24 protein-coding genes are annotated in these 23,862 nt (G+C 51.0%); 13 read left to right on the forward strand and 11 right to left on the reverse strand.

From position 1 onward, the window contains the following. The first annotated feature begins 524 nt into the window (after positions 1 to 524). From Dvar_RS01385 to Dvar_RS01400, 4 genes are all read left to right on the forward strand, one after another. Positions 525 to 1,271 (forward strand): glycerophosphodiester phosphodiesterase, encoded by a 747-nt coding sequence (locus Dvar_RS01385; RefSeq protein WP_419659937.1) that lies wholly within the window; start codon positions 525 to 527, stop codon positions 1,269 to 1,271. A 71-nt stretch (positions 1,272 to 1,342) separates the two neighbouring features. Next, positions 1,343 to 2,080 carry an enoyl-CoA hydratase gene (locus Dvar_RS01390; RefSeq protein ID WP_419659938.1) on the forward strand — a complete coding sequence of 246 codons (738 nt, stop codon included), beginning with the start codon at positions 1,343 to 1,345 and terminating at the stop codon, positions 2,078 to 2,080. Between the two features lie 5 nt (positions 2,081 to 2,085). Then, a complete protein-coding gene (locus Dvar_RS01395; protein WP_419659939.1) occupies positions 2,086 to 3,168 on the forward strand; it encodes a DUF1786 family protein in 1,083 nt (360 codons plus the stop codon). Positions 3,169 to 3,432: 264 nt separating this feature from the next. Beyond that, on the forward strand, positions 3,433 to 3,864 hold the full coding sequence (locus Dvar_RS01400) for a hotdog fold thioesterase (RefSeq protein ID WP_419659940.1): 432 nt from the start codon (positions 3,433 to 3,435) through the stop codon (positions 3,862 to 3,864). On the opposite strand, the gene Dvar_RS01405 is transcribed toward Dvar_RS01400, so the two are convergent. Continuing rightward, positions 3,861 to 4,607, reverse strand: coding sequence for an SDR family oxidoreductase (locus Dvar_RS01405; RefSeq protein WP_419659941.1), 747 nt, complete (start codon positions 4,605 to 4,607; stop codon positions 3,861 to 3,863). The two genes, Dvar_RS01400 and Dvar_RS01405, sit on opposite strands and share 4 nt — an antisense overlap. 559 nt (positions 4,608 to 5,166) lie before the next feature. Here Dvar_RS01405 and Dvar_RS01410 point away from each other — a divergent pair. The 4 genes from Dvar_RS01410 to Dvar_RS01425 all read left to right on the forward strand — a co-directional run bounded on the left by Dvar_RS01410 (position 5,167) and on the right by Dvar_RS01425 (position 8,630). Further along, positions 5,167 to 5,775 (forward strand): GAF domain-containing protein, encoded by a 609-nt coding sequence (locus Dvar_RS01410; protein ID WP_419659942.1) that lies wholly within the window; start codon positions 5,167 to 5,169, stop codon positions 5,773 to 5,775. 297 nt (positions 5,776 to 6,072) lie between these two features. Beyond that, positions 6,073 to 6,237 (forward strand): RES family NAD+ phosphorylase, encoded by a 165-nt coding sequence (locus Dvar_RS01415; protein ID WP_419664055.1) that lies wholly within the window; start codon positions 6,073 to 6,075, stop codon positions 6,235 to 6,237. A 17-nt stretch (positions 6,238 to 6,254) separates the two neighbouring features. Next, the gene (locus tag Dvar_RS01420) at positions 6,255 to 7,211 is read left to right on the forward strand and encodes an aldo/keto reductase (RefSeq protein ID WP_419659943.1); all 957 of its coding nucleotides are present in this window, start codon (positions 6,255 to 6,257) and stop codon (positions 7,209 to 7,211) included. Positions 7,212 to 7,637: 426 nt separating this feature from the next. After that, positions 7,638 to 8,630: a hypothetical protein gene (locus Dvar_RS01425; RefSeq protein ID WP_419659944.1), complete on the forward strand. Its 993-nt coding sequence runs from the start codon at positions 7,638 to 7,640 to the stop codon at positions 8,628 to 8,630. Between the two features lie 100 nt (positions 8,631 to 8,730). Here the strand turns inward: Dvar_RS01425 and ssb are convergent, their stop codons facing one another. Both ssb and Dvar_RS01435 read right to left on the reverse strand, forming a co-directional pair. Next, positions 8,731 to 9,222 carry a single-stranded DNA-binding protein gene (gene ssb, locus Dvar_RS01430; protein ID WP_419659945.1) on the reverse strand — a complete coding sequence of 164 codons (492 nt, stop codon included), beginning with the start codon at positions 9,220 to 9,222 and terminating at the stop codon, positions 8,731 to 8,733. A gap of 53 nt (positions 9,223 to 9,275) precedes the next feature. After that, positions 9,276 to 10,385: a DUF362 domain-containing protein gene (locus tag Dvar_RS01435; RefSeq protein WP_419659946.1), complete on the reverse strand. Its 1,110-nt coding sequence runs from the start codon at positions 10,383 to 10,385 to the stop codon at positions 9,276 to 9,278. Between the two features lie 245 nt (positions 10,386 to 10,630). Between Dvar_RS01435 and Dvar_RS01440 the strand changes: the two genes are divergently transcribed. Further along, a complete protein-coding gene (locus Dvar_RS01440; protein WP_419659947.1) occupies positions 10,631 to 11,842 on the forward strand; it encodes a THUMP domain-containing class I SAM-dependent RNA methyltransferase in 1,212 nt (403 codons plus the stop codon). 182 nt (positions 11,843 to 12,024) lie between these two features. Here the strand turns inward: Dvar_RS01440 and Dvar_RS01445 are convergent, their stop codons facing one another. Further along, positions 12,025 to 13,719: a glutamine--tRNA ligase/YqeY domain fusion protein gene (locus Dvar_RS01445; protein WP_419659948.1), complete on the reverse strand. Its 1,695-nt coding sequence runs from the start codon at positions 13,717 to 13,719 to the stop codon at positions 12,025 to 12,027. Between the two features lie 441 nt (positions 13,720 to 14,160). Here Dvar_RS01445 and rlmN point away from each other — a divergent pair, with 441 nt between their 5' ends. Beyond that, entirely contained in the window at positions 14,161 to 15,195 is a 1,035-nt protein-coding gene (gene rlmN, locus Dvar_RS01450; RefSeq protein WP_419659949.1) for a 23S rRNA (adenine(2503)-C(2))-methyltransferase RlmN, read from the forward strand. A 366-nt stretch (positions 15,196 to 15,561) separates the two neighbouring features. Next, entirely contained in the window at positions 15,562 to 15,741 is a 180-nt protein-coding gene (locus Dvar_RS01455) for a hypothetical protein (protein WP_419659950.1), read from the forward strand. A 129-nt stretch (positions 15,742 to 15,870) separates the two neighbouring features. On the opposite strand, the gene Dvar_RS01460 is transcribed toward Dvar_RS01455, so the two are convergent. From Dvar_RS01460 to Dvar_RS01475, 4 genes are all read right to left on the reverse strand, one after another. After that, entirely contained in the window at positions 15,871 to 16,527 is a 657-nt protein-coding gene (locus tag Dvar_RS01460) for an NAD(P)/FAD-dependent oxidoreductase (protein WP_419659951.1), read from the reverse strand. A 592-nt stretch (positions 16,528 to 17,119) separates the two neighbouring features. Further along, positions 17,120 to 17,329 (reverse strand): hypothetical protein, encoded by a 210-nt coding sequence (locus tag Dvar_RS01465; protein WP_419659952.1) that lies wholly within the window; start codon positions 17,327 to 17,329, stop codon positions 17,120 to 17,122. A gap of 404 nt (positions 17,330 to 17,733) precedes the next feature. Then, entirely contained in the window at positions 17,734 to 18,000 is a 267-nt protein-coding gene (locus Dvar_RS01470; protein WP_419659953.1) for a hypothetical protein, read from the reverse strand. Then, entirely contained in the window at positions 18,000 to 19,376 is a 1,377-nt protein-coding gene (locus Dvar_RS01475) for a TrpB-like pyridoxal phosphate-dependent enzyme (protein WP_419659954.1), read from the reverse strand. The genes Dvar_RS01470 and Dvar_RS01475 overlap by 1 nt, the downstream gene beginning before the upstream one ends. 501 nt (positions 19,377 to 19,877) lie before the next feature. Here Dvar_RS01475 and Dvar_RS01480 point away from each other — a divergent pair. Together Dvar_RS01480 and Dvar_RS01485 are read left to right on the forward strand one after the other, a co-directional pair. Beyond that, positions 19,878 to 20,147 carry a hypothetical protein gene (locus tag Dvar_RS01480; protein WP_419659955.1) on the forward strand — a complete coding sequence of 90 codons (270 nt, stop codon included), beginning with the start codon at positions 19,878 to 19,880 and terminating at the stop codon, positions 20,145 to 20,147. A gap of 23 nt (positions 20,148 to 20,170) precedes the next feature. Further along, positions 20,171 to 21,166: a YheT family hydrolase gene (locus tag Dvar_RS01485; protein WP_419659956.1), complete on the forward strand. Its 996-nt coding sequence runs from the start codon at positions 20,171 to 20,173 to the stop codon at positions 21,164 to 21,166. Between the two features lie 211 nt (positions 21,167 to 21,377). Here Dvar_RS01485 and Dvar_RS01490 read toward each other — a convergent pair whose 3' ends face one another. From Dvar_RS01490 to sucD, 3 genes are all read right to left on the reverse strand, one after another. Then, the gene (locus Dvar_RS01490) at positions 21,378 to 21,845 is read right to left on the reverse strand and encodes a cache domain-containing protein (RefSeq protein WP_419659957.1); all 468 of its coding nucleotides are present in this window, start codon (positions 21,843 to 21,845) and stop codon (positions 21,378 to 21,380) included. A 521-nt stretch (positions 21,846 to 22,366) separates the two neighbouring features. Then, positions 22,367 to 22,681, reverse strand: a complete 315-nt coding sequence (locus Dvar_RS01495; RefSeq protein WP_419659958.1) for a hypothetical protein — start codon at positions 22,679 to 22,681, stop codon at positions 22,367 to 22,369. A gap of 289 nt (positions 22,682 to 22,970) precedes the next feature. After that, positions 22,971 to 23,840: a succinate--CoA ligase subunit alpha gene (gene sucD, locus Dvar_RS01500; RefSeq protein WP_419659959.1), complete on the reverse strand. Its 870-nt coding sequence runs from the start codon at positions 23,838 to 23,840 to the stop codon at positions 22,971 to 22,973. Positions 23,841 to 23,862 lie beyond the last annotated feature (22 nt).

Here is a 23,862-nt window from a genome sequence, read left to right on the forward strand (position 1 = left end):
TTTTTGGCAATTCGTTATTCGCCCATATCTGTTGGGCATTGATCAATAATCCATCAATTCGATGGACACGGATTGGGTTGAAAGTAAAAGCTTTAGCAATGCTGTGAAATCATGCTGCTACCAGCTATCGGCTAACAGACCAATATAGTTAAGACTTTTACAGTAGACAGATCTCGAATCGGTCAGAATTGATAGTGTGTAAACCATACGCAACAGTGTCATCCGCTGACCAACACGAGTGATCCAATGCGATGTCTGGCATTCATATGTAAAGGCAGGAGGAAACAGCCCGCTTCGATCATAAGGTCGGCTATTTGCAGAACGTCAGGCCAAGTCAGACATTCACACCAAATATAACTTTTCTCATTTTTTTTTAAAAAATGCAATATAATCTTCTGGTTTAATAACAACGTGTTCTCAACGGTCACTGTCTTTTAAATCCTGGCCTCGGTTGATCCAGCACCGCCAATCAGGTGTTGATTGATTTCATTGAATTCTAAATGCTGGTAAGGTATTTTAGACCGATGAATATCGACAATTTGCCAACACCTTTGTATATTGCTCATCGAGGGCTCAGTGCCCGCTTTCCGGAAAACACCCTGGCCGCATTTGCAGGCGCCGCCGATGCCGGTGCCCAGATGATCGAGTTGGATGTTACGCTGACTAATGATCGCAAGCTGGTGGTTATTCACGATGATACCGTTGATCGCACCACCAACGGCAGTGGGGCGGTGAGGGGGCTGACCATGAAAACGCTTGGCCAACTGGATGCCGGCAGCTGGTTTGATCCGCGGTTCAAAACACAGCGATTGCCCACCCTGACCCAGGTGCTGGACATGGCCAAGGGCCGTCTTTTGGTCAATATCGAGATCAAACCTGAGGCCGTTGACCCCCACAGCCCGGATGATGCCGTCGAGCGGCAAATACTGGCATTGGTTCGCGAGAAAAAAATGGTCGAGGATGTGCTGGTGTCGAGTTTTGACTGGCGGGTTCTTAAAAAATTGCGCCGGTTGGATCCGACTATCGCCATCGGATTGCTTGCCGATGTTCCTGCTGATGATCGTCTGTTCGACTGGATCGAGCAGGTGACGGCCTTTTCCTGGCATCCGGATTACCGGGTGCTGACCCGCGTGCAGGTGGAAAAAGTGCATGGGGTTGGGGCAAGGGTTTTCCCATATGCGGTGAACGGACAGATCGATACCGGCGGCATGCTGGCCATGGGGGTGGATGGAATGATGGTGGATGATTCAAGACAGATGACAATCCAATAGCGTTCCTTCAGGAAGGGCATCATTCACCTGATTTTTCATAAAAAAATAGCATCGCACCGAAGGAGAAAACCATGGCACCACCTGTGCTTTTGGAAGTAGAGAACCAAATTGCCGTGATTACGCTCAATCGTCCCGAGCGGCGCAACGCCATCAATCAGCACTTGCTTGTGGATCTTTACGGTATGCTGGAAACCGTGGCTGCCAATGATGATGTCCGTGTGGTGATCATTACCGGCAACGGTCCATCTTTTTGCGCCGGCCTTGATCTGGACGCCATTGGCAAGGAGGATCTGTTCGATCCCCGTGGGGACGGGAAGGACCTGCCGGACCTGATGCGGGCCTGCGACAAACCCATCATCGCCGCGGTGAACGGGCATGCCATGACTGGAGGATTTGAACTCGCACTGAATTGCGATTTCATCATTGCCGCGGAGAACGCGCAGTTTTCCGATACCCATGCCCGGGTGGGTATTCATCCGGGGTGGGGCATGACCCAGCTGCTGCAGCAGACTGTAGGCCAGCGGCGGGCCAAGCAGATTTCTTTTGCCTGCCAGCCCATTTATGCCCATACGGCACTGGCCTGGGGCCTGGTTAACGAAGTCCTGCCTCGTGAGCATTTGCTGGATCGCGCCAAAACCATCGCGGCCCAGATTGTGCAGGCCGACCCCCAGCTTCTGGGGACCATAAAGCAGTTGATCGAAAACCGCAACCGCGCTCCGCTGGAAACGGCACTGGACACCGAACGGAACGGCTTCAGGCAGTTTATCCGCGATCAAATCAATAAATTCAAATCATCACCAAAGGAATAAAGATCATGGGACGCTACTTGATGCTGGACATTGGGGCCGGCACACTGGACATGCTCTACTACGACACCGACCACGACCTGCATTATAAAGCCGTTGTGCGTTCACCGGTTCGGGTGCTGGCCGACGAGATTCGCAATATGGGAAACAAAACCAACCTGGTGGTGACCGGGGGAGAAATGGGGGGCGGTCCGGTTTCCCAGGCCCTGATCGATCGCGCCGCCACCGCCCAGGTGATGATGACCGCACCGGCGGCGGCCACCATTCATCACGACCGGGAACGGGTGACCCGCCACGGCATTCGGGTGATAGACCGTGCTGAGGCCGAGCAGAAGAAAAATGATCCCGCGTTCGGGCATGTCAGGGTTGGGGATCTTCAGCCCGACCGGTTGCAACGCATCGTCGAGGGCATGGGCGTTCCCTTTGCGTTTGACGCGGTGGCCATATGCGCTCAGGATCATGGCGTGGCGCCGCCCGGTGTTTCGCATCTGGATTTCCGGCACCAGTTGTTCACGGCGGCCTTGGAGCGCGACCCGGTTCCCCAGGCCCTGATGTACCGGTCCGATGAAGTACCCGAATCCATGAACCGTCTGCTGACCATCGCCCATGATGCGCTTCATCTGCCGACCGATCGGGTCTATGTGATGGACTCGGGCATGGCCGCCATTCTCGGTGCATCAATGGATCGATTGGCGGCTGACAAAGAGACGATTCTCGTTCTTGACATCGCCACCTCGCATACCGTGGGCGCTGCCATGCAAAATGGGCAGTTATACGGGTTTTTCGAGTATCATACCAAAGATATCACCGTGGAGCGCCTGGACCAACTTCTCAAGGCCTTGCCCGAAGGCCGGCTGTCCCATCGCCAGATTCTTGATAAGGGCGGGCATGGGGCATACAGCCGCAAGGCCGTGGGATTTGCCGATGTACAGCTGATTTTGTCTACCGGTCCCCGGCGTGGCCTGATCGCCACCTCCACCCTGCCGATCACGCTCGGCGCGCCGTGGGGCGACAACATGATGACCGGCACGGTGGGGCTTTTGGAGGCGTTGCGCCAGCGTGAGGGGCTGGCACCGATTCCTTATCTATAAGCGTCTTTTTTTTTTAATCCAGTTCTCCGGAAAGCTCCAGCGGACAACTGTTCCAGTATAGTAGCATGCTTTAACTGGTCTATGGGCCAGTGTTAAGTGTTAAGTTTAAAGTGTTAAGAAAAGGTATCCTATCGATTCCGATATAAAATTAGATCCGATCCTCCTCTTAACACTTTTCCGAAACAACCTTGTCGGGAGCTTTTCGTCTCCAACTTGAGCTTTCTGGAGAACCGCGTTTTTTAATTCCTGCCAGGAGAAAAAGCGATGACCGAGCAAAGCAGGGAAGCAGCCATCAATGCCCATATTCAAAACGATGCCTTTGCGCGGCTGTTGGGCGCCGAGGTGACCATTGTCGCGCCTGGACACAGCCGGGTCTGCCTGACGGTTACCGACCAGATGACCAATTTTCACGGCATGACCCACGGCGGCGTTATCTTCGCCCTGGGTGACCTGGCCTTTGCCGCGGCCGGCAATTCACGCGGACAGACAGCCGTCGCCCTCAACGTCAGCATCTTTTTTCTCAACCCATCCAAGGTCGGCGACCGCCTGGTGGCCGAAGCCAAGGAGTGTCATCTGGGGGGCCGGACCGGATTATACGAAATCACCGTCACCGAAGAGACCAGCGGCACCATCATTGCTCGCAGTCAGGATCTGGTGTATCGCAAAAAATCGTGGTTTGTGCCGCAGGCGCGCTAAGCGATAAACCCACCATTGGCGCATATATTCTGGCCCGAAATCCAACCGGCTTTTTCTTCCACCAACAGGGCAACGGCGTTGGCGATGTCCTCCGGTGTGCCGATGCGGCCCAGGGCGGTATCCTGGGCAAATCCATCGATTTGTTCGCGGGTTTTGCCTTTCCTGAACAGCTCCGTATCCGTCGGACCCGGTGAAACGGCGTTGACCGTGATCCCCCGCGGACCCAGTTCCTTGGCCAACACGCGGGTAATCTGATCAACGGCACCTTTGGTGGCGGCATAGCCACCATAGTTGGGAAGCAACACACGCGTTACCGAAGAAGATATGTTGATGATCCGACCGTTGTCGGCCATTTTTTTAGCCGCCAGTTGGCAGGCAAAAAAGACGCCTTTAACATTGGTGGCGAAGATTCGGTCGAACTCCGCCTCGGTGATGTCGGCGATGGGTTTGAAAAGCCGGACCCCGGCATTGTTGACAAGAATGTCCACCTTGCCGAAAGCGGTGATGGTCTGATCAAACAAATTTGTTATCTCTTCCACCCGGCCCATATCCGCCTGAATGGCAATGGCCCTGCCGCCGGCTTTTTCCACCCGTTTGACGGTCTGTTCAGCCGCTGTTGCATCGTTGATATAATTGACGGCTACCGACGCTTTAAGGGCGCCCAGCCTGGCAGCGATGGCCCTGCCGATACCGCGGGACGCACCAGTGACGATGGCCGTTTTTCCGTTTAATTCAATGCTCACGGTAAGCTCCTTTTTTTGCTGTTGTATCGTTTAGAATAACGATAAAATTTTATTGAAACAAAAGATTAGAAGAAAGGGCGCATTCGCCGTCTCTCATCCCATATTTGCGTGAACGTCTATTGGGTATTGCAACGACTTTAGGGTGCAGGCAAAAAATAAGATTCCGTTTTTGGATATCAATGCTTTTTAACCGATTACGAGCACATGCACGAAAAACGCCAATGCCCGTCGTGCTCGTGCTTAAGCTATGCGGTGCTCATAATCGGAATCGGAATGTTCGAAATGGCATAATTACAATTGCTGGATGGCAATAAATAGGGTGGACAGTGACATGCCGAAAAGGGTATAATAAAGTAAAGATAATGATCCAAAGTCGTTTGTGGATTAGTTCCGTCCTATAGCAAGCCTCTCGTTGAAAATGATCAATTTGTGATTGTCCCATGTAAAATATTGATGCAGCCTTTCTAAATTCTACACAGCAATACGATAGTGCTTTTCACAACATCAGATGTACGTTGGTCCATCTTTAATGTCAGCCCCTAAAACAAAGGAGGTCACAATGAAAGAGCACGAAATGTATTATGAAAAACTCATTGAATTAACGGGTGCAATTTCCCAGTGCAAGGATCCGGAAGAGGTCGCGCTTTTAACTGCGGCAAGTGTAAAAAACGCCTTTAATGTTAAAGGTTGCTCCGTGTTTCTAATTGAAAAAGGGACCCGTGATTTGGGTTTGGCTGCCTCTTTCGGGCTAAGCGATGAGTATTTGAAAAAAGGGCCGGTCAAATATATGCAAGAAATAACGGAAGCAAAGGACCAGGTGCCGATTGCGATTTACGACGTACAAGATGACCCGCGGATTCAATATCCTGAAGCAGCGAAAAAAGAAGGCATTTCATCTTTGTTGGGTGTCCCCATTATTGCCGGCAACAATGTCGTTGGTGCACTGCGTGTGTATACGTCCGAACCCTGGGAATTTTCAATCCAAGACATTACCATACTGCAGGCAGTCGCTCAGATATGTGGGATGGCGATGGACATGTGCCGTATGCACAAAGGATATAAAACAAGCATTGAAGTTCTTAAAAATCTTAGAGGCAAAGAGTACTACGAATCACGAGGGTGGACTCCCTATGAAGGCGTTCCCAAAAGCTTCGCCAAGGCAGGTTGAAATTCTACCGGGAAGAAAGCGTAATTAAGAACATTGAAATTAGGTACGTTTAGGATGCAAAACGATTCAGAATAGCGGCATCCGGGCGGATGCCGCTATTTCGTGCCCATCCAGAAATGACCCATTGGCCTATTTCTGGACGAATGCTACTTATCATTTCAGTATGTCTCCTTGCAGATTTTGCGGTCATTCAAATATGCCAGGGTGGATATCCCTGAGACGTTGATCCTCAACGTGGAGGATATAAACAAGGAAACGTTTTTCCCATTAGCGGTCAGCACTGGACGATTTAATTAAATCGGAGATGAATGGTTTGACAACCAGCTTTCCCCCGTGCTGCGGGTACCCAGTGTGGTTATACCGATAAAATACAACTACGTGATCAACCCCTCCCATCCGGATTACCCTCAATTGAAAATTGGCGAATCGCAAAGCCTTGGATTCGACAAGCGTCTGTATTAAAATGTTTTGGAGGAACAATGAAAATTGTAAAACTGGGTCAACAAGGACTGAAGGTTCCTGCTGTTGGCCTCGGCTGCATGGGGATGTCGGAATTTTACGGCCAATCCGATGATACAAAAAGCCTGAAACTACTCGATGAAGCCTTGGAAATCGGCTGTAAATTCTGGGATACCGCCGACATGTACGGCCCATTTACCAACGAAGCATTAATTGGTAAAGTGCTGGCGGATCACCGTCAAAAAGTCATTCTGGCCACGAAGTTTGGCGTAAAACGCGGACAAGATGGTGCCTGGCTTGGTATTAGCGGCGCACCAGAATATGTTAAAGCCTGCTGCGATGCTTCGCTGAAGCGCCTGAACACCGATTATATTGACCTTTACTACCAGCATCGACCCGACCCGGAAGTCCCCATTGAAGAAACCGTCGGCGCGATGGCAGAGCTGGTCAAACAAGGTAAGATTCGTTACATTGGCCTATCAGAAGCCAGTGCCCAAGACCTGGAAAAAGCACACCATACCCACCCCATTTCCGCGCTGCAGACGGAGTTTTCACTCTGGACCCGAGACGTTGAAGAGCGTATTTTGCCAAAAGCGCGTGAACTTGGAATCGGCTTTGTCGCCTACAGCCCGCTGGGTCGCGGTTTTTTAACCGGCGCCATTAAACATCGCGATGATCTTGAACAAAACGACTGGCGATTAAGCAACCCTCGTTTCAGTGAAGAAGCGATTGCCAATAACCAGAAACTTGTCGAAAAAGTCAAAGCAATCGCGGCTGAAAAAGACGTTACCCCTTCACAGGTGGCATTGGCATGGGTGCTTGCAAACGGTGATGATATCGCTGCTATACCGGGGACACGCCACTCGAAATACTTGGATTTAAATTGGGCGACTCAGGTAATTGTTTTGAGTGAAAAGGAGAAAGCGGAGTTAGACGATTTTTCTCAGACTTTTAAAGTCGTGGGTGAGCGCTATTGAAAATTAAAAAACTCGCCAAATTAACGGTGACGTTTTTCGTTCTATAGGAAAATGTGTTGATAACAAGCGGATCATTTCCCATTGAAACGAGCCGCTCTGGAAATCTCATTGCGTTTCCAGTCGTTTTTTCTTGCGGTTTCAGCATTTGAGGAATATATATTTACAAGTCTTGATTTCGGCTTCTTTTTGAAATTGAGTGAATTGGTGTTTGCAAAATTTTCAACCCATTTTAATTCAATTATATTCAAAATAATCTAATTTTTTGCGTATCTCTTCTTAGCGCTTATTGAAACCGGGCGACCTACCTGTACCTGCTCCTGTGGCTGACATCGAAAACTGAGGGAAAACTTGATGGAGATCACGATATCCTAATATTCAATGTATTATCATGTTTTAACCATCATCAATTCGAGGGGGTTAGACATAGTGGATACTCCTGTATTGTATATCGTTTTCAATCGGCCTTCTTGTGTCCGAAAGGTTTTAAGAAAAATAAAAGAGGCAAAGCCAACTGAACTATTTGTTGCTGCAGATGGACCGAGAAATGCAGTCCCTAAAGATGATGAAAATTGTGAAAAAGTCAGGGATTTGGTGTCAACTGTCGACTGGAAATGCCATACTGAAAAATTATTCAGGAATGAAAATGTAGGCTGTGCAGAAGCCATTGGGGGTGCCATCAGTTGGTTTTTCGAAAATGTAGACCAAGGTATTATCATTGAAGAAGATTGTTTGCCTGATACAAGCTTTTTTAAATACTCAGAATTTTTGCTAAAAAAGTATCGAAAAAATGAAAGGATTATGCATATTGCCGGAACCAATTTACTACCATTCCCGAATGCGCAGCATAGCTATTCTTTTTCAAGAGTAGTTCAGGTTGGTGCCTCTGCGACATGGAAAAGAGCTTGGTCTTGCTATGATAAAACTTTATGCAATTGGCCTACGGTAAAGACCCGTTTGGATCAGGACATTTACGGAAGATATACGCAACGATTTTTCCGCGCAATTGAAGTCGCCTATTCGAACCCAGGACGTGCTTATGGCCCAATTTGGGCATATTCGTGTTTGGCCAACAACGGACTCAGTATTGTTCCCAAAGTCAACCTGATCAAAAATATCGGTTTCGGCAAAGGCGCGACGCATACGAAAAATAAAAAAGACATCCAAGCGAAAATTAAAGCTATGCATCTTTCTTTGCCATTGGAAAGTCCTTCAATAATAGAAGCCGATAAAAAGTATGATGAAGATTATATCGATGTCATCTATTCGCAGAATTTAAGGAAAAGGAGAAATACTTCATTTCATATCAAAGAGACCCTTTTTAAAATTAAAACAAAAATAGAGGCCATCAGGTTAAACAAGGGACAGACTGAAGGCGCCGAGATAAACCGGCATCGGAGAATGGGGGGGAACCATCCTTAATATCTTTACCCGTTGGGGTAAAAAAGAGGCCTCCAATCGTTATAACGATTGAAGGCCGAAAGTTGAAAAGAAAACAGCATTACAAACGGGATTGATTCAATTAGAACGGAATATCATCTTCCTGGTCATTGGGATAGGGCGGGGGGGGATAGCCCTGATCCTGGTAACCACCGCCGCCGCCGCCACCACCAGTAGCAGCAGCATTGTTGCCGGCGTACGATCCTGAGGGCCTGGCCGGACCGTTATCTCGGGTGCCGAGCATTTGCATCGTCCCGCGGATGTCGACGACGACCTCGGTCGTATACCGGTCCTGTCCGTCCTGCCCCTGCCATTTACGGGTCTGCAGCTTTCCTTCGATGTACACCTGACGCCCCTTGGATAGATATTCGCCGCAGATTTCCGCCAGTTTTCCGAATACCACCACCCGGTGCCACTCGGTTTTTTCCCGACGCTCGCCGCTGTTTTTATCTCTCCAGGTTTCCGACGTGGCAATTGAAAAATTGGCGATCGGTCTGCCGTCGGCGGTATAGCGGATTTCGGGATCCTGGCCCAAATTCCCCACCAAAATAACTTTATTGATACCTCCTGCCATAAGCTTACCTTCCTTTCATTCATGGTTGCCGTCTGGCAACCCATTGTTTTATATCAGTGTACGTTGCGCAGCCACTCGATCACCCGCCCAGCCAATGGCTTGCTGGCCCGAATGGCGGCATGCGGGCAAATTTCCAGGCAGCAGTAGCAACGGATGCAGGTATCGGTGTTAAACGTGATGCCGCGATCCGTATAGGTGATGGCCTGGACCGGGCAATATTTCCAACACTCGCCGCATAGTTTGCAGGCTTCATTATCCACTCTGGGTTGTTGAATGACAAACCGTCGCATAAAGCGGCCCAGGATGTCAGGCCCCATGGTGAGCGTGCCCAGCTCAGGAAATTGAAAGTCATCTAATATGTTCAGCGCCCCGTTGATATGCACTGTACCATCGTACACACCCATTTCCCGGGCGTTCAGATGTGTTTCCAGCCGTTCCAGGTCCAGGCCCACCAGAAGACAGGTGGCATGATCCACGGCGTGGGCATTGGCACCGCCGATCAAAAGCCCCAGCTCCCGCGGTGTGCCGCTTTTTCCCGGACCCTGCCCCTGCATGGCCAGGATGCCGTCCACGATGGTATAGGCCGGTTTGATGGCCTCGTAAATACTGACGATCAGGTGCCCGAACATGTGCCGGTCAACACCGGCGCGCATGTGCCATTCAGGCTTTTTAAGCACCACGATACAGCCAAAAAGATTCTTCACCCCCAGGGTCAACATCATCTGGGTATGGGTTTTGAGTTTGGCCAGATTGATCACCACATCGGCGTCCATGGCGTCCTTGGCCACATCGATGGTGCCAAAGGGGTCTCCCACATCCACAGCCGTGGTGGCTTCAAAGGGTTTGAGGGTCACGTCAAGGTCGCTCAGGGTTTCCGTGTAGCCCCCTTTTTTTAGAAGGGTTGAAAAGCTGCCGGTAGCCGGGCTGTCGGAAATCTGAACCTGCGCGCCTTTTTCCAGGGCAAATTCAGCCACGGCCTTGATGATCAGTGGATGGGTTGTTATGGCTTTCTCGGGCGCGGCCGGACTGAGAAAATTGGGTTTGATCAGCACCCGGGTGCCGATGTCGATCACCGGGCCTTCATCAGATGACAGCATTTCGAAAACAATTGAGCGAATCGCCGGGTAGGTGTAATCTGCTTGTCGAATGAAAACAGTGGACATGATTATGGGGATATTCCGCTTAAACTTCGGTTCCGGTTTGCCGTGGACCCTCTATTACCATTGGTAATTGCTGATTGATCGTTTACAGATGCGGAGGGGGACTGATAAAATGTGTTTTTTCAATGACTATTTGGTGCCTCTCCATAAAATAGGCCAATTAGGCATTTATAAATAGACACTAGGGCAACTTATTATCGATTTGAATCTTAATCAAGTCCTTTCCCGTCCATTGAATGACGAATCCAATGACCAACCAGGTTCCTGAAACCACCAGTCAACCCACATCTGCCGATCGCGCATTGGACAAACGCCTGCGCCGCCATGTCATCGGTCGCATCCGTGACTATTATGTGGTCACGGTCCCCGGCTTTGAAGCGCTTTGCCGCCGGGAACTGGTCGACCTCGGCCTGTCCGAGGCAGACATGCGTCTTGAGCGCGGTGGTGTTGGCTTTCGCGCACGCTTCGTGGATTGCCAGCGGGCCAACCTGAACCTGCATACGGCCACGCGGGTGCTCATGCGTGTGGAAACATTTCCGGCCACCAATTTACGCCGCCTGGCAAAAAACGCCGATCGTATTGCCTGGGAACTTTTTTTCTCTACGGCCAAGGGGCTCAGCGTCAAGGTGAAAAGCCACCGATCCCGGCTTTATCATACCGGGGCGATCGCCCAGACCCTTGAATCCAGCATCGCCCGCCGACTGACCCAGGCAGACCGCGCTGAACAGCCTGTTACTGTGCCGCAAACCCTGTATGTCCGGGTGGTGGACGATCAGGTTGCCCTTTCCGTGGACAGCAGCGGAGAGTCGCTTTACAAACGCGGGTTCAAATCCGGCCCGGCGCATGCCCCCATCCGTGAGACACTGGCCGCGGTCATTCTTTTAAGCGCCGGCTATGATGGCCTGATGCCGTTGGTGGATCCCATGTGCGGCTCAGGAACCTTTTCCCTGGAAGCGGCCATGCTAGCCAAACAGATGGCACCTGGAATCGGTCGTGCGTTTGCCTTCATGGGGTGGCCGGCCTATACCGAAAAAAAGTGGGCGTTTTTAAAGCGCGAAGCGCAGTCCCGAATTGACGTATTGGATCGCCCGCGGATCTTTGCTTCAGATGTGGATCCGGCGACCTGCGCGCGCCTTTCGGCGACCATTGGCCAACATGGGGTGACCGATGCCGTCATGGTGGAGCAAAAGGACTTTTTCCATAGCCGGGGCGACCACTATGGCCGCACACCCGGCCTGGTGACCATCAATCCTCCCTATGGCATCCGACTGGGGTCACAGCGGCAGGCCGACGACCTGTTCAGGGCCATTTGCCGTCACCTGAAGGCGTATTATCGTGGATGGCGCATCGCCCTGGTCACCCCCAACCGGGAACTGGCCCGCCGCGTGCCTTTTCCGGCCAGGCAGATGCCGCTTTTCCACGGCGGGTTGACACTGTCGCTGGTGATCGGCACTATTTAGTGCCCATCCAGAAATGGCCAATTTGGCCGATATCGGCGTTGTCCGAAAAATTTTATCCTCGAAATATCAGCCATATGCCTGTGGTAAAATTTTTAGGACGCCTTGATCTCGACCAAATTCTCCTATTTCTGGACGGACACTATTTAGTTTGGACGGCCATATTCGTGAAGGGTGAAACCGCATCAACCCTTTTTCTGCAGCTTGGCCCAGGCATCGCGCAGGGTCACGGTGCGGTTGAACACCAGGGCGCCGGGGGCGGAGTCCTTGCTATCCACGCAAAAGTATCCCAACCGTTCAAACTGGCAGAAGTAACCGGGACCCACATCGGCCAGGCAAGGTTCCAGCTTGCAGCCTGTGCGAATCTCCAGCGCGCCCGGATTCATAAAATCCTTGAACGTCTTGCCTTCTTCCTTTTCGTCTGGATTGGGCTTGTTGAACAAACGGTCGTAAAGCCGTACTTCCGCTTCCACGGCATGGGCCGCCGATACCCAGTGCAAGGTGGCTTTCACCTTGCGGCCATCCGGGGCGTCTCCCCCGCGAGTGGCTGGATCGTAGGTGCAGCGCAGTTCAACGATCTCTCCGCTGGTTTCATCCTTGATCACATCTGTGCAGGTGACAAAGAAGGCATAGCGCAGGCGCACCTCCCGCCCCGGGCCCAGCCGGAAGAATTTTTTGGGCGGGTTTTCCATGAAGTCGTCCCGTTCGATGTAGATTTCACGGGAAAATGGCACCTTGCGGACACCGGCGCTGGGATCCTCGGGGTTGTTGACCGCTTCCAGTTCGTCCACCTGGCCTTCGGGATAATTCTCGATGACCACCTTCAGCGGGTTGAGCACGCCCATGACCCGCGGGGCACGCTTGTTCAGGTCCTCTCGGATACTGTATTCCAAAAGCGCCACATCCACCACACTGTCACGCTTGGCCAAACCGATGCGGTCACAGAAATTACGGATCGATTCAGGGGTGTAACCGCGGCGCCGCAGGCCGCAAATGGTGGGCATGCGCGGATCGTCCCATGCGCTTACGTACCCTTCTTCGACCAGCTGAATCAGCTTGCGCTTGCTCAGTACGGTAAAGGTCAGATTCAGCCGGGCAAATTCGATCTGCTGGGGGTGGCAGGGGGGCGTGACATTGTCCAGCACCCAGTCGTACAGGGGACGGTTGTTTTCAAACTCCAGGGTGCACAGGCTATGGGTGATGCCTTCCAGGCTATCTGACAGACAGTGGGTGAAATCATACATGGGGTAGATGCACCAGGCATCACCGGTGCGGTGATGACTGGTCTTGCGGATCCGGTACAAGGTGGGATCACGCATGATCAGGTTGGGATGGGCCATGTCGATCTTGGCCCTCAGCACCCGGGAGCCGTCGGCGAATTCACCGGCCCGCATGCGCTTGAACAGATCGAGATTTTCTTCGGCGCTGCGGTTGCGAAAGGGGCTGTCCACGCCGGCTTCCGTAAGCGTGCCGCGATTTTCCCGGATCTGATCCGCGGTCTGATCATCCACATAGGCTTTGCCGGCGTTGATCAATTCAACTGCAAATTCATAGAGCCGTTCAAAGTAATCCGATGCATAGTAGAGTCGATCCTGCCAATCGAACCCCAACCAGTGCACATCTTCCATGATGGCATCCACATATTCCACGTCTTCCTTGGTGGGATTGGTGTCGTCAAAACGCAGGTTGCAGGTTCCGTTGTAAGTTTGGGCAATTCCGAAATTCAGGCAGATGGATTTGGCATGGCCGATGTGCAGATAGCCGTTGGGCTCCGGAGGAAAGCGGGTGGCCACTTTTCCGTCGTTTTTATTGGCGGCAAGGTCTTCCTCGATAATCGCTTTGATAAAATGGGTTGTAGACGCGGTTTCGTTTTCGGTCATGGTATTGTCCTTTTGGCAATAATCGGATTGCCTGAAATGGTTTTCTTTTATTAACGGTGCTGAACGCCAGCGCCGAGCGGACCTTTATATGGCAAAAACCAAATGGCGTGTCAAACCGATACAATCAAAGGAAATATCAGATTCATGAATCAATACTAAATATTGATTTTTTCCGCTGATGGGCTACGCTGTCAAGTCGAAAAGACAAGATGAAACGTGTGCTTTTCATGGGGACCACATAACTCAGAACGGAAACATAAACCTTTTTTATGATTGCTATGTAAAAACGTTAAGATTTAAGTCTACGGATCGTTTACAATCTCTGTAGAAATCGACAAATACCTTCACTTAACACTTAACACTTAACACTGGCCCGTTGACCAGTTACACATGCAGAAATAGCTTATAACTACCGCTTTCCAAAGGGCGGGTGATTTACCATTGAATATTTTTAACCATACCCACGATGAATTTGTCGATGCGTTTCAGCGTCGATATGGAAAAAGCGCTTATTACAGCTCGCCCATCTACCGGCAGGTGATGAAACAGGGAACGCTGGCGCTTGATCAGTGCGGTGCGTTTGACCGATTGCCGGCGCTGAAAAGACAATTGGAAACCGAGCTGGTGCTTGCGTCAGGCCGGTTGGTCAAAAAAGAGATCGATGATGGGGTGATCAAGTTCGTTACCGGCCTTGCCGACGACCTGACGGTTGAATCCGTAGTGATCCCCATGTACAGGCGCCACACGGTGTGTGTATCCAGTCAGGTGGGCTGCCGCATGGGCTGTCGGTTCTGTCGAACCGGTAAAATCGGGTTGATCCGCAACCTGACCGCCTCGGAAATCGTTGAGCAGGTTTTTGTTGCGCGCCACCTTTTAGGGGCCAACATCCGCAATGTGGTGTTCATGGGCATGGGGGAGCCGCTTGACAACCTGGATCATGTGATTCAGGCCGTGCGGGTGCTGGGAGACCAACGGGGGCTGGACATTGCCCGGCGATATATCACCATTTCCACGGTTGGCCTGATTGACGGGATTGACCGGTTGGCCCGGATAGATGGCGGTCCGCTGAATCTGGCGGTTTCCCTGAACGCGCCTACGGACACCATCCGATCAAGACTCATGCCGATCAATCGAACCCACCCCATGGCGGCTTTGAAAGACGCCCTGCAACGCTACCCACTGCCCAAAAAATCGTCCATATTCGTGGAGTATGTCCTGATCCGGGGGGTGAATGACCAACCCGCACACGCCCGGGCCTTGTCCCGATACCTGAGTCCACTGCGGGTGAAGCTGAATTTGATTCCCTACAACCCCGCCCCTGGATCTGAATTTGCGCCGCCATCGAACGAGGAATTCCAATATTTTCGCAGTCTGTTGGAGGATGAAAATATTTTTGTCAGAAAAAGGCATAGAAAAGGCGAGCGTATCATGGCTGCTTGCGGTCAATTGGGTGGCCGGTCAACGGCCTCACGATGACTTTGCGCATTGACGTTTTCGTAACCGATCAAGGCTCAGGGCGAAAGATTTTGTGCCACCCGAATGATATCGAAACACAAAAAATGTACCTCCATTGCGCAATTATTTTCACAATTTTCCAATGGCTGTGAAAAGATAACCACATTTTTCGGCAGGCTCCGTCAATGGGATAAATGGCAGCAACCCTTGGCCGTTTTTATTAAAATGAGCTCATCTATATGATATCTAAGATTTATCGTTCGACCTCAATCCACCATTCACTTCACATCTGGCCAGTTGGCACTTCCATTGCACAGCAACGCTATATGCACTGGTAGTACTCAGTTAGGAAAAAAAATACTTAAATATATAGTCTGGAGTGGGACAGTGAAAAAAACGGCTGCGATGATTTCGTTAATTCTTCTTTTAGTGATTTTTCCTTTTCTTGGTTCAGGAGCCTTTGCCGATCTTCTAGACAAAGGCTCTTTCACGATAGATTCACTATTGGATCCCGTCAATCTTTTCCTTTTGGGGATTGGCTTGACATTCGTTGGATCCAGAGCCTGACAAAAGCAAACCATCAGGCTGCTTAGCAGGGACGGCGTTTTCATTGGTCCGACAAAAAAGCAGCCTAAAAAAAGGACGGCATGAATCAACGATCATGCCGTCCTTTTTTTATTGGTTCCAATAGGTTGGCTAATCTAATGCCTTTTGAAAAGGCGTTAGCCCCACCCGATCGATCATTTTTCCCAGCCGTTCCCCTTTTTTTGCATTGTCTGAATAGCATTGGATGGTTTTTTCGATCGCCTCCAGGACCTGTTTGTCATCCAGTCCTTTGACCAGTTCCTGAGCGATACGGGGCTCGGCTCCCACATTACCGCCGATAACCAACTGCCAGCCATCTTTTTGACCGATCAGACCAATATCACGGACCCAGGATTCGGCGCAGGCCAGGTGGCAGCCGGATACCGCCATCTTGAATTTTCCCGGCAACTGCATGCTATGATATTTTTTATCCAGGGTCATGCCCATCCCCAGTGCATCCTGTTTGCCCAAACGGCAAAAGGTGGTTCCCGGACAGGCCCGCACGCTGCGTACACACAGGCCGACGGCGGCCCCTTTATCCAGCTGTAAATCATTCCAGGCCGCATCAACGTCTTCCTCTTTTATTCCGACAATGGCCATCCGTGTCGCGCCCGTGAGCTTGATTGCCTGGGCTTCGTATTTTTCTGCAACATCGGCAATCGTGCGCAGCAGCGCCGGTGTGACCACACCACAGGGGATGTGGGGCGCAATGGCATAGGTCTGTTTGTCGCGTTGTAAAATTGCACCTTTTTCTCCCAATTTTAACATTCTCAACCTCCTGATTTAATTTTCCTATTTCTGGATGGGCACTATTTATTATCAACGGGTACCAACAAAACACTTATCCATACGGCAAAGCGCAACTGAATGCAAATCGATTGGTGGGCAATTCGTGATTTTCAAAGCAATAATTGGACCACATGACCGTTCATGGATCCGCGTGGCCAACGTTGATGAACTGGCAAAAAAAGCCGGATTCGTCCTGCCGGGCTTGATCCGGAAGCCAGGAAACAGTGAGACGATTGGATTCCGGCCTGTGCCGGAATGATGCTGAAGCGGTTATCACGGTCGTAATCGAAAAACAAAATAGCCGATTAAGGCGATTGGCGGAAAAGAATGTCCCCATATTGCGCAGGATTTTTTTTCGTCTTCAAGGCGGCGTCAAGGTTGCATGCTTTACGTATTCGGCCTTGGCGCCAACGCAGAAGACGGGAAAAAAGACAAGCAAGATGGGATATTCTTTGACAGAAATCGCCTAAAACAACGATTCGCTGATGCAGTGAGCCATTGTCTTGCCGGGGATAGGTTCCCTTTGTTGTCAGGCCTGTTTTGCCCGGCGGCGGTGTTGGATAAACCCGGCCTAACGCACGGAATACAGCAGCGGCGATTCTGTCATCTGCTGGTGATCTGCGGCCGATGTATCCAGGGTGCGGTGCTCGATGCCACCCCCACTAAAAAGAAAACACATTAAAATAATAAGAAAAACTGCTGTCAGTAGCCCGTTCGGCGAAAAAAAACGCAGAACTTTGTCTTCCAGCCTGCCGGCGACTGGCGTATTATTGGTGCCCATTGCCCACCCCCTGTTAGTGACGATTGAACTTTAATCGGTCCGACTTGTAACCCATATCGTGTGAAAAACACGGTCTTTGCCCTACCACCATGGTTGGCGCTGTGATGACATTGCCCGGGAGATTTTTCACATGGCCCCGATATAAGATTACTGATGGTTGTTTTAATCCGATCTGATTTTACTATAGATCATGACAGGAAATATTGAAATAATATTTTTTGAATTACATTTATCAATTTATATATCGTATGATTATAGTCCTTTATGTTGATGTTGAGCAGGGAGGGAGTTTTCTGGATGGGCAACCGTTGACGAATCCGTCAACGGTTAATTGGTAGAAAAAGAAAAAACCGGCAGCCACGTTACCCCACGTGCTGCCGGTCAATGAAAAAAATCTTTTTGTATCAGTCCGTTGATGTGCGTTCCTGGGCCTGTCGAATCAGGTCCACCAGGCTTGCCACCTTGTTCGGTGGCGGGCGACGGGCGGACAGTTTTTCAAACGCTTCAGGCGACAGGCGCGCCTTCATGTAAGCAACCACGTCAAAACGCTCCCACCAGCAGTCAAGCACCTTGAAACACGGGCGCTTGTCCGCCTCGCATGTGCAGCAATAGGCAAACGACACATCTCCGCCCAATCGGGGGCATCGTCTTTCCAGGCGTTCGGGCTTCATCAGACACTCTTGATGTTTTCGGGTTTGGGATAATTTTCAAGGATTTTGGTCGACTCTTCGATATCGGCATCCGCCAGCGAAAAGTCGGAAAGCTCACCGGCAAAATACTTCTCATACGCGCCCAGGTCCAGAAGACCGTGGCCACTGAAAGTGAACACAATGGTTTTTTCTTTTCCTTCTTGCTTGGCTTTCTCGGCTTCCGCCACAACCTGGGCCAGGGCATTGTTGGTTTCCGGAGCCGGGATAAAGCCTTCTGTGCGCGCCCAGAGAACCCCGGCTTTGTAAGACTCCATCTGTCCCACGGATTTGGGCGAGATCAAGCCTTCGTTGATCAATTGGCTGACCGTGGGGGCCATGCCGTGATATCGCAGGCCGCCGGCATGGATAGGCGCCGGTACAAAATTGTGCCCCAGGCTGTGCATGGGTAACAGCGGTGTATAGCCGGCCGTGTCTCCATGATCATAGGCAAACGGTGCGCGGGTCATGGACGGACAGGCCTTGGGCTCTACCGGATAAATGTCGATGGCCTTGCCATTGATCTTGTCCAGGACAAACGGAAATGCCAGGCCGGCAAAGTTGCTGCCACCACCTGCGCAGCCGATCACAATATCCGGATATTCACCGGCGATTTCAAGCTGCCGTTTGGCTTCCAGACCGATGATGGTCTGGTGCAGCATGACATGGTTCAGCACGCTACCCAGGGAATAGCGCGTTTTGCCCGAGGTGTCGCCCACAGCCGCTTCCACGGCTTCGGAAATGGCGATTCCCAGGCTTCCCGGGGTGTTCGGGTCCCTGGCCAGCGCATCCCGACCCGCCTTGGTTTCATTGCTGGGGCTGGCGATGCATTTACCTCCCCAGGCCTGCATCATGGACTTGCGGTACGGTTTTTGGTCGAAACTGATGCGCACCATGAATACCTTACAGGTCAAGCCATATTGGGAACAGGCAAAGGACAGGGCGCTGCCCCATTGGCCGGCACCCGTTTCCGTGGTGATGTTTTCGATGCCGAACACTTTGTTGTAATAGGCCTGGGGCACGGCGGTGTTGGGCTTATGGCTTCCCGGAGGGCTCATGCCCTCATTTTTGTAGTAGATTTTGGCCGGTGTCCCCAGTGCTTTTTCAAATGCCGTGGCACGGGTAAGCGGTGCCGGGCGCCATATGGACAGAACGTCCAGGACGGGGTCGGGAATCTCAATCCAGCGCTCACTGCTCACCTCTTGTTCGATCAGGTTCATGGGAAAGACCGGTGCCAGCATGTCCGGGCTGACCGGGTTGCCATCTGGCCCCAAGGGCGGATTCATTTTGATGTCAGCCAAAATATTATACCATTTTCTGGGGATTTCGTCCTTGGGCAGAATGATGCTTTTAGGTTTCATTTACGTGCCTCCTAAAAAAAAGTGGTAATAGCGTTGGAGCGGCAGATTGAGAACCGAAACAATATGGAACCATGCCACGTATCTTCAACGAATCGGTTGTAGGACGGAGCCCGTGTTTCTGTCAATAGAAATGCGAGTGTGTTGTGGTTCGCAATGCCATTACGCGGTTCTCCAGAAGGCTCAAGTTGGAGACGAAAAGCTCCCGACAAGGTTGTTTTGTAAAAGTGTTAAGTTCCAAGTGTTAAGTGTTAAGTGGCAGATCGGATCTTATTTTATACAGAAATCGATAGGATGCCTTTCCTTAACCCTTTAAACTTAACACTTAACACTGGCCCATCGATCAGTTAAAGTCATGCTACTATATTGGAACAGATATCAGCTGGAGCTTTCCGGATAACCGAATGCCAAAAATACAAACCCGTGGCGCTGAAAATGCCATTGACCGTTCGTTTAATCCCCTGATAAGGTCACAAAAACCATGTTGACAAGAAGGAGGACGCGATGAATCGACGGGGCTTTTTAAAACGCCTGATGTCCGGCATTGTGGGAGCCGGCTCACTGCTTTTCGTTAACAGTTGTATGGCGCCGCTGATCAGCGCCACGGCACGGGACAAAAACGCCGGGGATCCATGGCAATGCATGAACTGCGGGCATTTAACCCGCTCCAAGGAAGATCTCGCGGGTACGCGCTGTCCGCGCTGTACCCAACGCATGCTCAAAAAGATCACCGAGGCGGAAATGGCCGAGGCACTCAAGAAACTGGGAACCTGAGATCTTTTTGTCTGTAAAATACCATGCGTAAATCCAGCCCGATGATAACGATGGGCACCTTGCATCCACCGCTGCTGCTCAGGCCGGCCGGTGTTCAGACCATGCTGGCCAGTGCCGGGTTGCGGGCGTGGGGCAGTAACCCAATGGCCGGTGCCGCCCGGGAAACGATTCTCACCACCCGGGAAGGGATCCGGCTGCTGGGGTACCACAGCAGCCAGCCGCGGCCCCATTCCAAGGGACTTGTAATCTTGCTGCATGGGTGGGAGGGAAGCTCGGATTCCACCTATATCCGCACCACGGGCAGGTACCTTTATCAAAGCGGGTTTGATGTTTTCCGTCTCAATTTTCGCGACCATGGCCCCAGCCACCATTTGAATACGGGGATCTTTTACGCCGTATTGCTGGACGAAGTCTTCGATGCTGTCAGCCAGATCTGCGCGGCGGCATCTCCGGCGCCTTGCTTTTTGGTTGGTTTTTCCCTGGGGGGGAATTTTGCCTTGCGCATTGCCCGCAAGTGCGCCGGCCAGCCGATTGCCGGCTTGCGTCAGGTGGTTGCCATCAGCCCGGTACTGGATCCGGACAAGGCCACCGACCGCATCGACAACAGCTCGTTTATCCTGAAATACTTTTTAAAAAAGTGGCGGCGGTCGCTGTCCATCAAACAGACGCTTTACCCTGAGCATTATGATTTTTCCAGTCTGCTCACAATCGACAATATCCGAGAAATGACCGAGTGCCTCCTGGACCGTTACAGTTCCTATGACGGTGCCCAGGCCTATTTCCAAAAGTATACGCTTGTCGACGGCCAATTAAGTGGCATCACCATTCCCACGACCATTATCACGGCCCAGGATGATCCGATCATTCCCGTGGAAGATTTTTATGGACTGCACACCAGCCCAAGTACCCGCCTGATCATCCAACCGTATGGGGGACACAATGGTTTTCTGGAAAGTTGGCGGCTCAATGGATGGTATGAGCATATGGTCCGTGACCTGTTTACCCAAGGCACGGTTTGAGAAGACCGGCTGCTGTGAATACGAAAAGAAACGGTCTTTTTAGGAGAGTCTCAACCGTTTGATGATAAAAAAAAGCCAACACGGATTCCCCAATCCGTACCGGCTTTTTCCATAAATTGGCGATTAGCCTTTAGCGGTTAGCGATTAGTAAATCAATTACAACAGAGAAGGGCTAACGGCTAATTGCTAAAGGCTAATCGCTTACATTGGGTTATTGATAAATTCCTGAGCCAACGAAGTAGGGCGTGTTGGGAACGCGAAGAATGTAGGCGCTTTTGGGCGCTGGTTGATCCCGACCCGGCTTGGGCCACATATAGTTTACCCAGCCTTTGCCAGAGCCGATCGCCACTTTAATGAACGCAACTGTTATTTTTTTGCCGTTTGTATCGGCCACCTGGAGAATGTTGTCTTCTTTGACCATTTCGGGGCTCATGGGGTGGGCGATCATTTTGCCGTCAATGTCCATAAGAAATACATAGGCGTCCTTCCAGACAAAGGGGCCGGATTTATCACCAATCACTCCAGCCGCATTATCCACTCCTACTTCTTGGATCAGTCTGACGGCGGCTTCACATTTGATCGTAACTTCTTTCTTTGTTGCCGATTCAGCCCATGTGACAGCCGTAAAGCAAGTGAAAAACATTGAAATGACAACTACCGAACAAATTAACCGCTTCATCTATTCTCCTCACTAATGATCGTTTTGTGGTGCTTGGTAAAAACTAGTTGGTGCAAGGCCGCTATCACAGAGATACATCAACTACGAGAGTAAAAAGCCTGATGAAAAACGACACCAACTGAAGGACAAATGAGAAATTAAGCACCTTGCTTAACTGGAACAAAAACGGTAAGTCCCTTTTTACGGGGACTAAAATCAAGTATACAAGCAATTATCCTGCTTGCTTGATAACTAATTAAATTCTTGAAGTATTCACGTTATCTCTCATTTGTCTGGTGCGTATCCGTTACAAAAATTGCTCACCGCACTGATCATCCGGTCATTTTCTTAACACTTAAGGTGCAGATAAATGGTGCTACTGTACTGGAACAGATGCGAGCGGGCGTTTTCTGGAGAATTGTTTGTCTGGCAGGTCGGTCTTTGATAGAAAAGCAAAGGGGTCATCGTTTTAAACGACAGCCCCTTTATGTTGTTCTCACTTAGGCCAAAATCTGGATGGCTTTTTATGGCGCCAGGCAGGTTTATTTTTTGGTTGCAGTTTTTGTTGATCCGGTATTTTTATCCGCGGGTTTATTGTTTTTTGACATATCCCTGGCATCGGCATTTTTTTTCTTGACCGTCGCAGCGCTCTTGTTCTTCCCTGGTTTGGCGCGGCAATAGCCATTCACGGTTTTTCCTGTTTTCGTTTTGTAACTCTTTACCCAGGAGCATTCCGGACTGCCGTCACACTTTCCTTTGGACAATCCCTTACAGTCAATGGCAAAGGCTAACGGCGAGAACGTCAAGGCCAGGCCGACAACAACTACGAATGTGATCAAGAGAATGTTCCTTTTCATCTCTCCTCCTCTTTTTTTTATTGTTTGGGACGGGGGTAATCAGGCTACGTGCAAATGCCTTGATGGGGGTTGTAGTCGCTAATTAAGCTTTTCCGGAGCCGACTATAGCGGGTTCGTATTTGAGTGTCAATGTCTTCGTTGGGACGGCCTACTGCTGAAAAATGGTATGCCCAATGTGTTTTCCTCTCCGCTTTTTGCAACATTGGGGGAATAAAAGCGAACGGGCGGTTCTCAGGGAACCGCCCGTTCTTCCGGTAGCTAAAAATAAGCATTCAGGTTTGCCAGATGCTTATTTGAAGGTTTCTGCACACACATCACCAAGATACGCTAAGTTCTCACATACATTGATGCCGTTGGCTTTCATGGCCGCCACTTTGCTCTGACCGGTGCCGCTGCTGCCGCTGATGATGGCGCCGGCGTGGCCCATGCGTCGTCCTGGAGGGGCTGTTAGGCCGGCGATGAAGCCGACCACCGGCTTGTTGACTTTCTCTTTGATGAACTCGGCGGCTTTCTCTTCCGCATCACCGCCGATTTCACCGATCATGACGATGCCTTCGGTGGCGTCGTCGGCCTGAAAGCGTTCCAGGCAGTCGATGAAGTTGGTGCCGTTGACCGGGTCGCCACCAATGCCGATGCAGGTGGTCTGGCCCAGGCCGGTCAGGGTCAGGGCATGCACAGCCTCATAGGTCAGGGTGCCGGAGCGGGAGACCACACCGATTTTGCCGGGCACGTGGATCGGGCCGGGCATAATGCCGATCTTGCACTCACCGGGCGTAATAATGCCGGGGCAGTTGGGGCCGATCAAGCGCACGGGTTTGTCCTTGATATAGTTTTTGACCCGCATCATGTCCATCACTGGAATGCCTTCGGTGATGCAGACGATCAGGGGCACGCCGGCATCCGTGGCTTCCATGATGGCATCCGCGGCAAAGGGCGGGGGCACGAAAATCATGCTGGCCGTGGCACCGGTGGTCTGGGCGGCATCGGCAACCGTATTGAAAACAGGGATGTCATCCATTTTCTGGCCACCCTTGCCGGGGGTCACGCCGGCCACGACCTGGGTGCCGTATTCAACGCATGCGCGGGCATGGAACTGGCCTTCTTTACCAGTAATACCCTGCACCAACAGTTTGGTTTCTTTATTGACTATTATGCTCAATTTTAAATCCTCGCTTGTTTGT

Source organism: Desulfosarcina variabilis str. Montpellier, from assembly GCF_048565275.1.
Lineage (GTDB): Bacteria > Desulfobacterota > Desulfobacteria > Desulfobacterales > Desulfosarcinaceae > Desulfosarcina > Desulfosarcina variabilis.

Coding starts and splice junctions, on each gene's coding strand:
- ssb (WP_419659945.1), bottom strand. CDS start 9,222: ATGGCAGGAGGTATCAATAAAGTTATTTTGGTGGGGAATTTGGGCCAG.
- Dvar_RS01470 (WP_419659953.1), bottom strand. CDS start 18,000: ATGAAGCCCGAACGCCTGGAAAGACGATGCCCCCGATTGGGCGGAGAT.
- Dvar_RS01480 (WP_419659955.1), top strand. CDS start 19,878: ATGAATCGACGGGGCTTTTTAAAACGCCTGATGTCCGGCATTGTGGGA.
- Dvar_RS01400 (WP_419659940.1), top strand. CDS start 3,433: ATGACCGAGCAAAGCAGGGAAGCAGCCATCAATGCCCATATTCAAAAC.
- Dvar_RS01465 (WP_419659952.1), bottom strand. CDS start 17,329: ATGGGCACCAATAATACGCCAGTCGCCGGCAGGCTGGAAGACAAAGTT.
- Dvar_RS01485 (WP_419659956.1), top strand. CDS start 20,171: ATGCGTAAATCCAGCCCGATGATAACGATGGGCACCTTGCATCCACCG.
- Dvar_RS01490 (WP_419659957.1), bottom strand. CDS start 21,845: ATGAAGCGGTTAATTTGTTCGGTAGTTGTCATTTCAATGTTTTTCACT.
- Dvar_RS01440 (WP_419659947.1), top strand. CDS start 10,631: ATGACCAACCAGGTTCCTGAAACCACCAGTCAACCCACATCTGCCGAT.
- Dvar_RS01390 (WP_419659938.1), top strand. CDS start 1,343: ATGGCACCACCTGTGCTTTTGGAAGTAGAGAACCAAATTGCCGTGATT.
- Dvar_RS01395 (WP_419659939.1), top strand. CDS start 2,086: ATGGGACGCTACTTGATGCTGGACATTGGGGCCGGCACACTGGACATG.
- Dvar_RS01420 (WP_419659943.1), top strand. CDS start 6,255: ATGAAAATTGTAAAACTGGGTCAACAAGGACTGAAGGTTCCTGCTGTT.
- Dvar_RS01445 (WP_419659948.1), bottom strand. CDS start 13,719: ATGACCGAAAACGAAACCGCGTCTACAACCCATTTTATCAAAGCGATT.
- Dvar_RS01385 (WP_419659937.1), top strand. CDS start 525: ATGAATATCGACAATTTGCCAACACCTTTGTATATTGCTCATCGAGGG.
- Dvar_RS01410 (WP_419659942.1), top strand. CDS start 5,167: ATGAAAGAGCACGAAATGTATTATGAAAAACTCATTGAATTAACGGGT.
- Dvar_RS01475 (WP_419659954.1), bottom strand. CDS start 19,376: ATGAAACCTAAAAGCATCATTCTGCCCAAGGACGAAATCCCCAGAAAA.
- Dvar_RS01460 (WP_419659951.1), bottom strand. CDS start 16,527: ATGTTAAAATTGGGAGAAAAAGGTGCAATTTTACAACGCGACAAACAG.
- Dvar_RS01435 (WP_419659946.1), bottom strand. CDS start 10,385: ATGTCCACTGTTTTCATTCGACAAGCAGATTACACCTACCCGGCGATT.
- Dvar_RS01495 (WP_419659958.1), bottom strand. CDS start 22,681: ATGAAAAGGAACATTCTCTTGATCACATTCGTAGTTGTTGTCGGCCTG.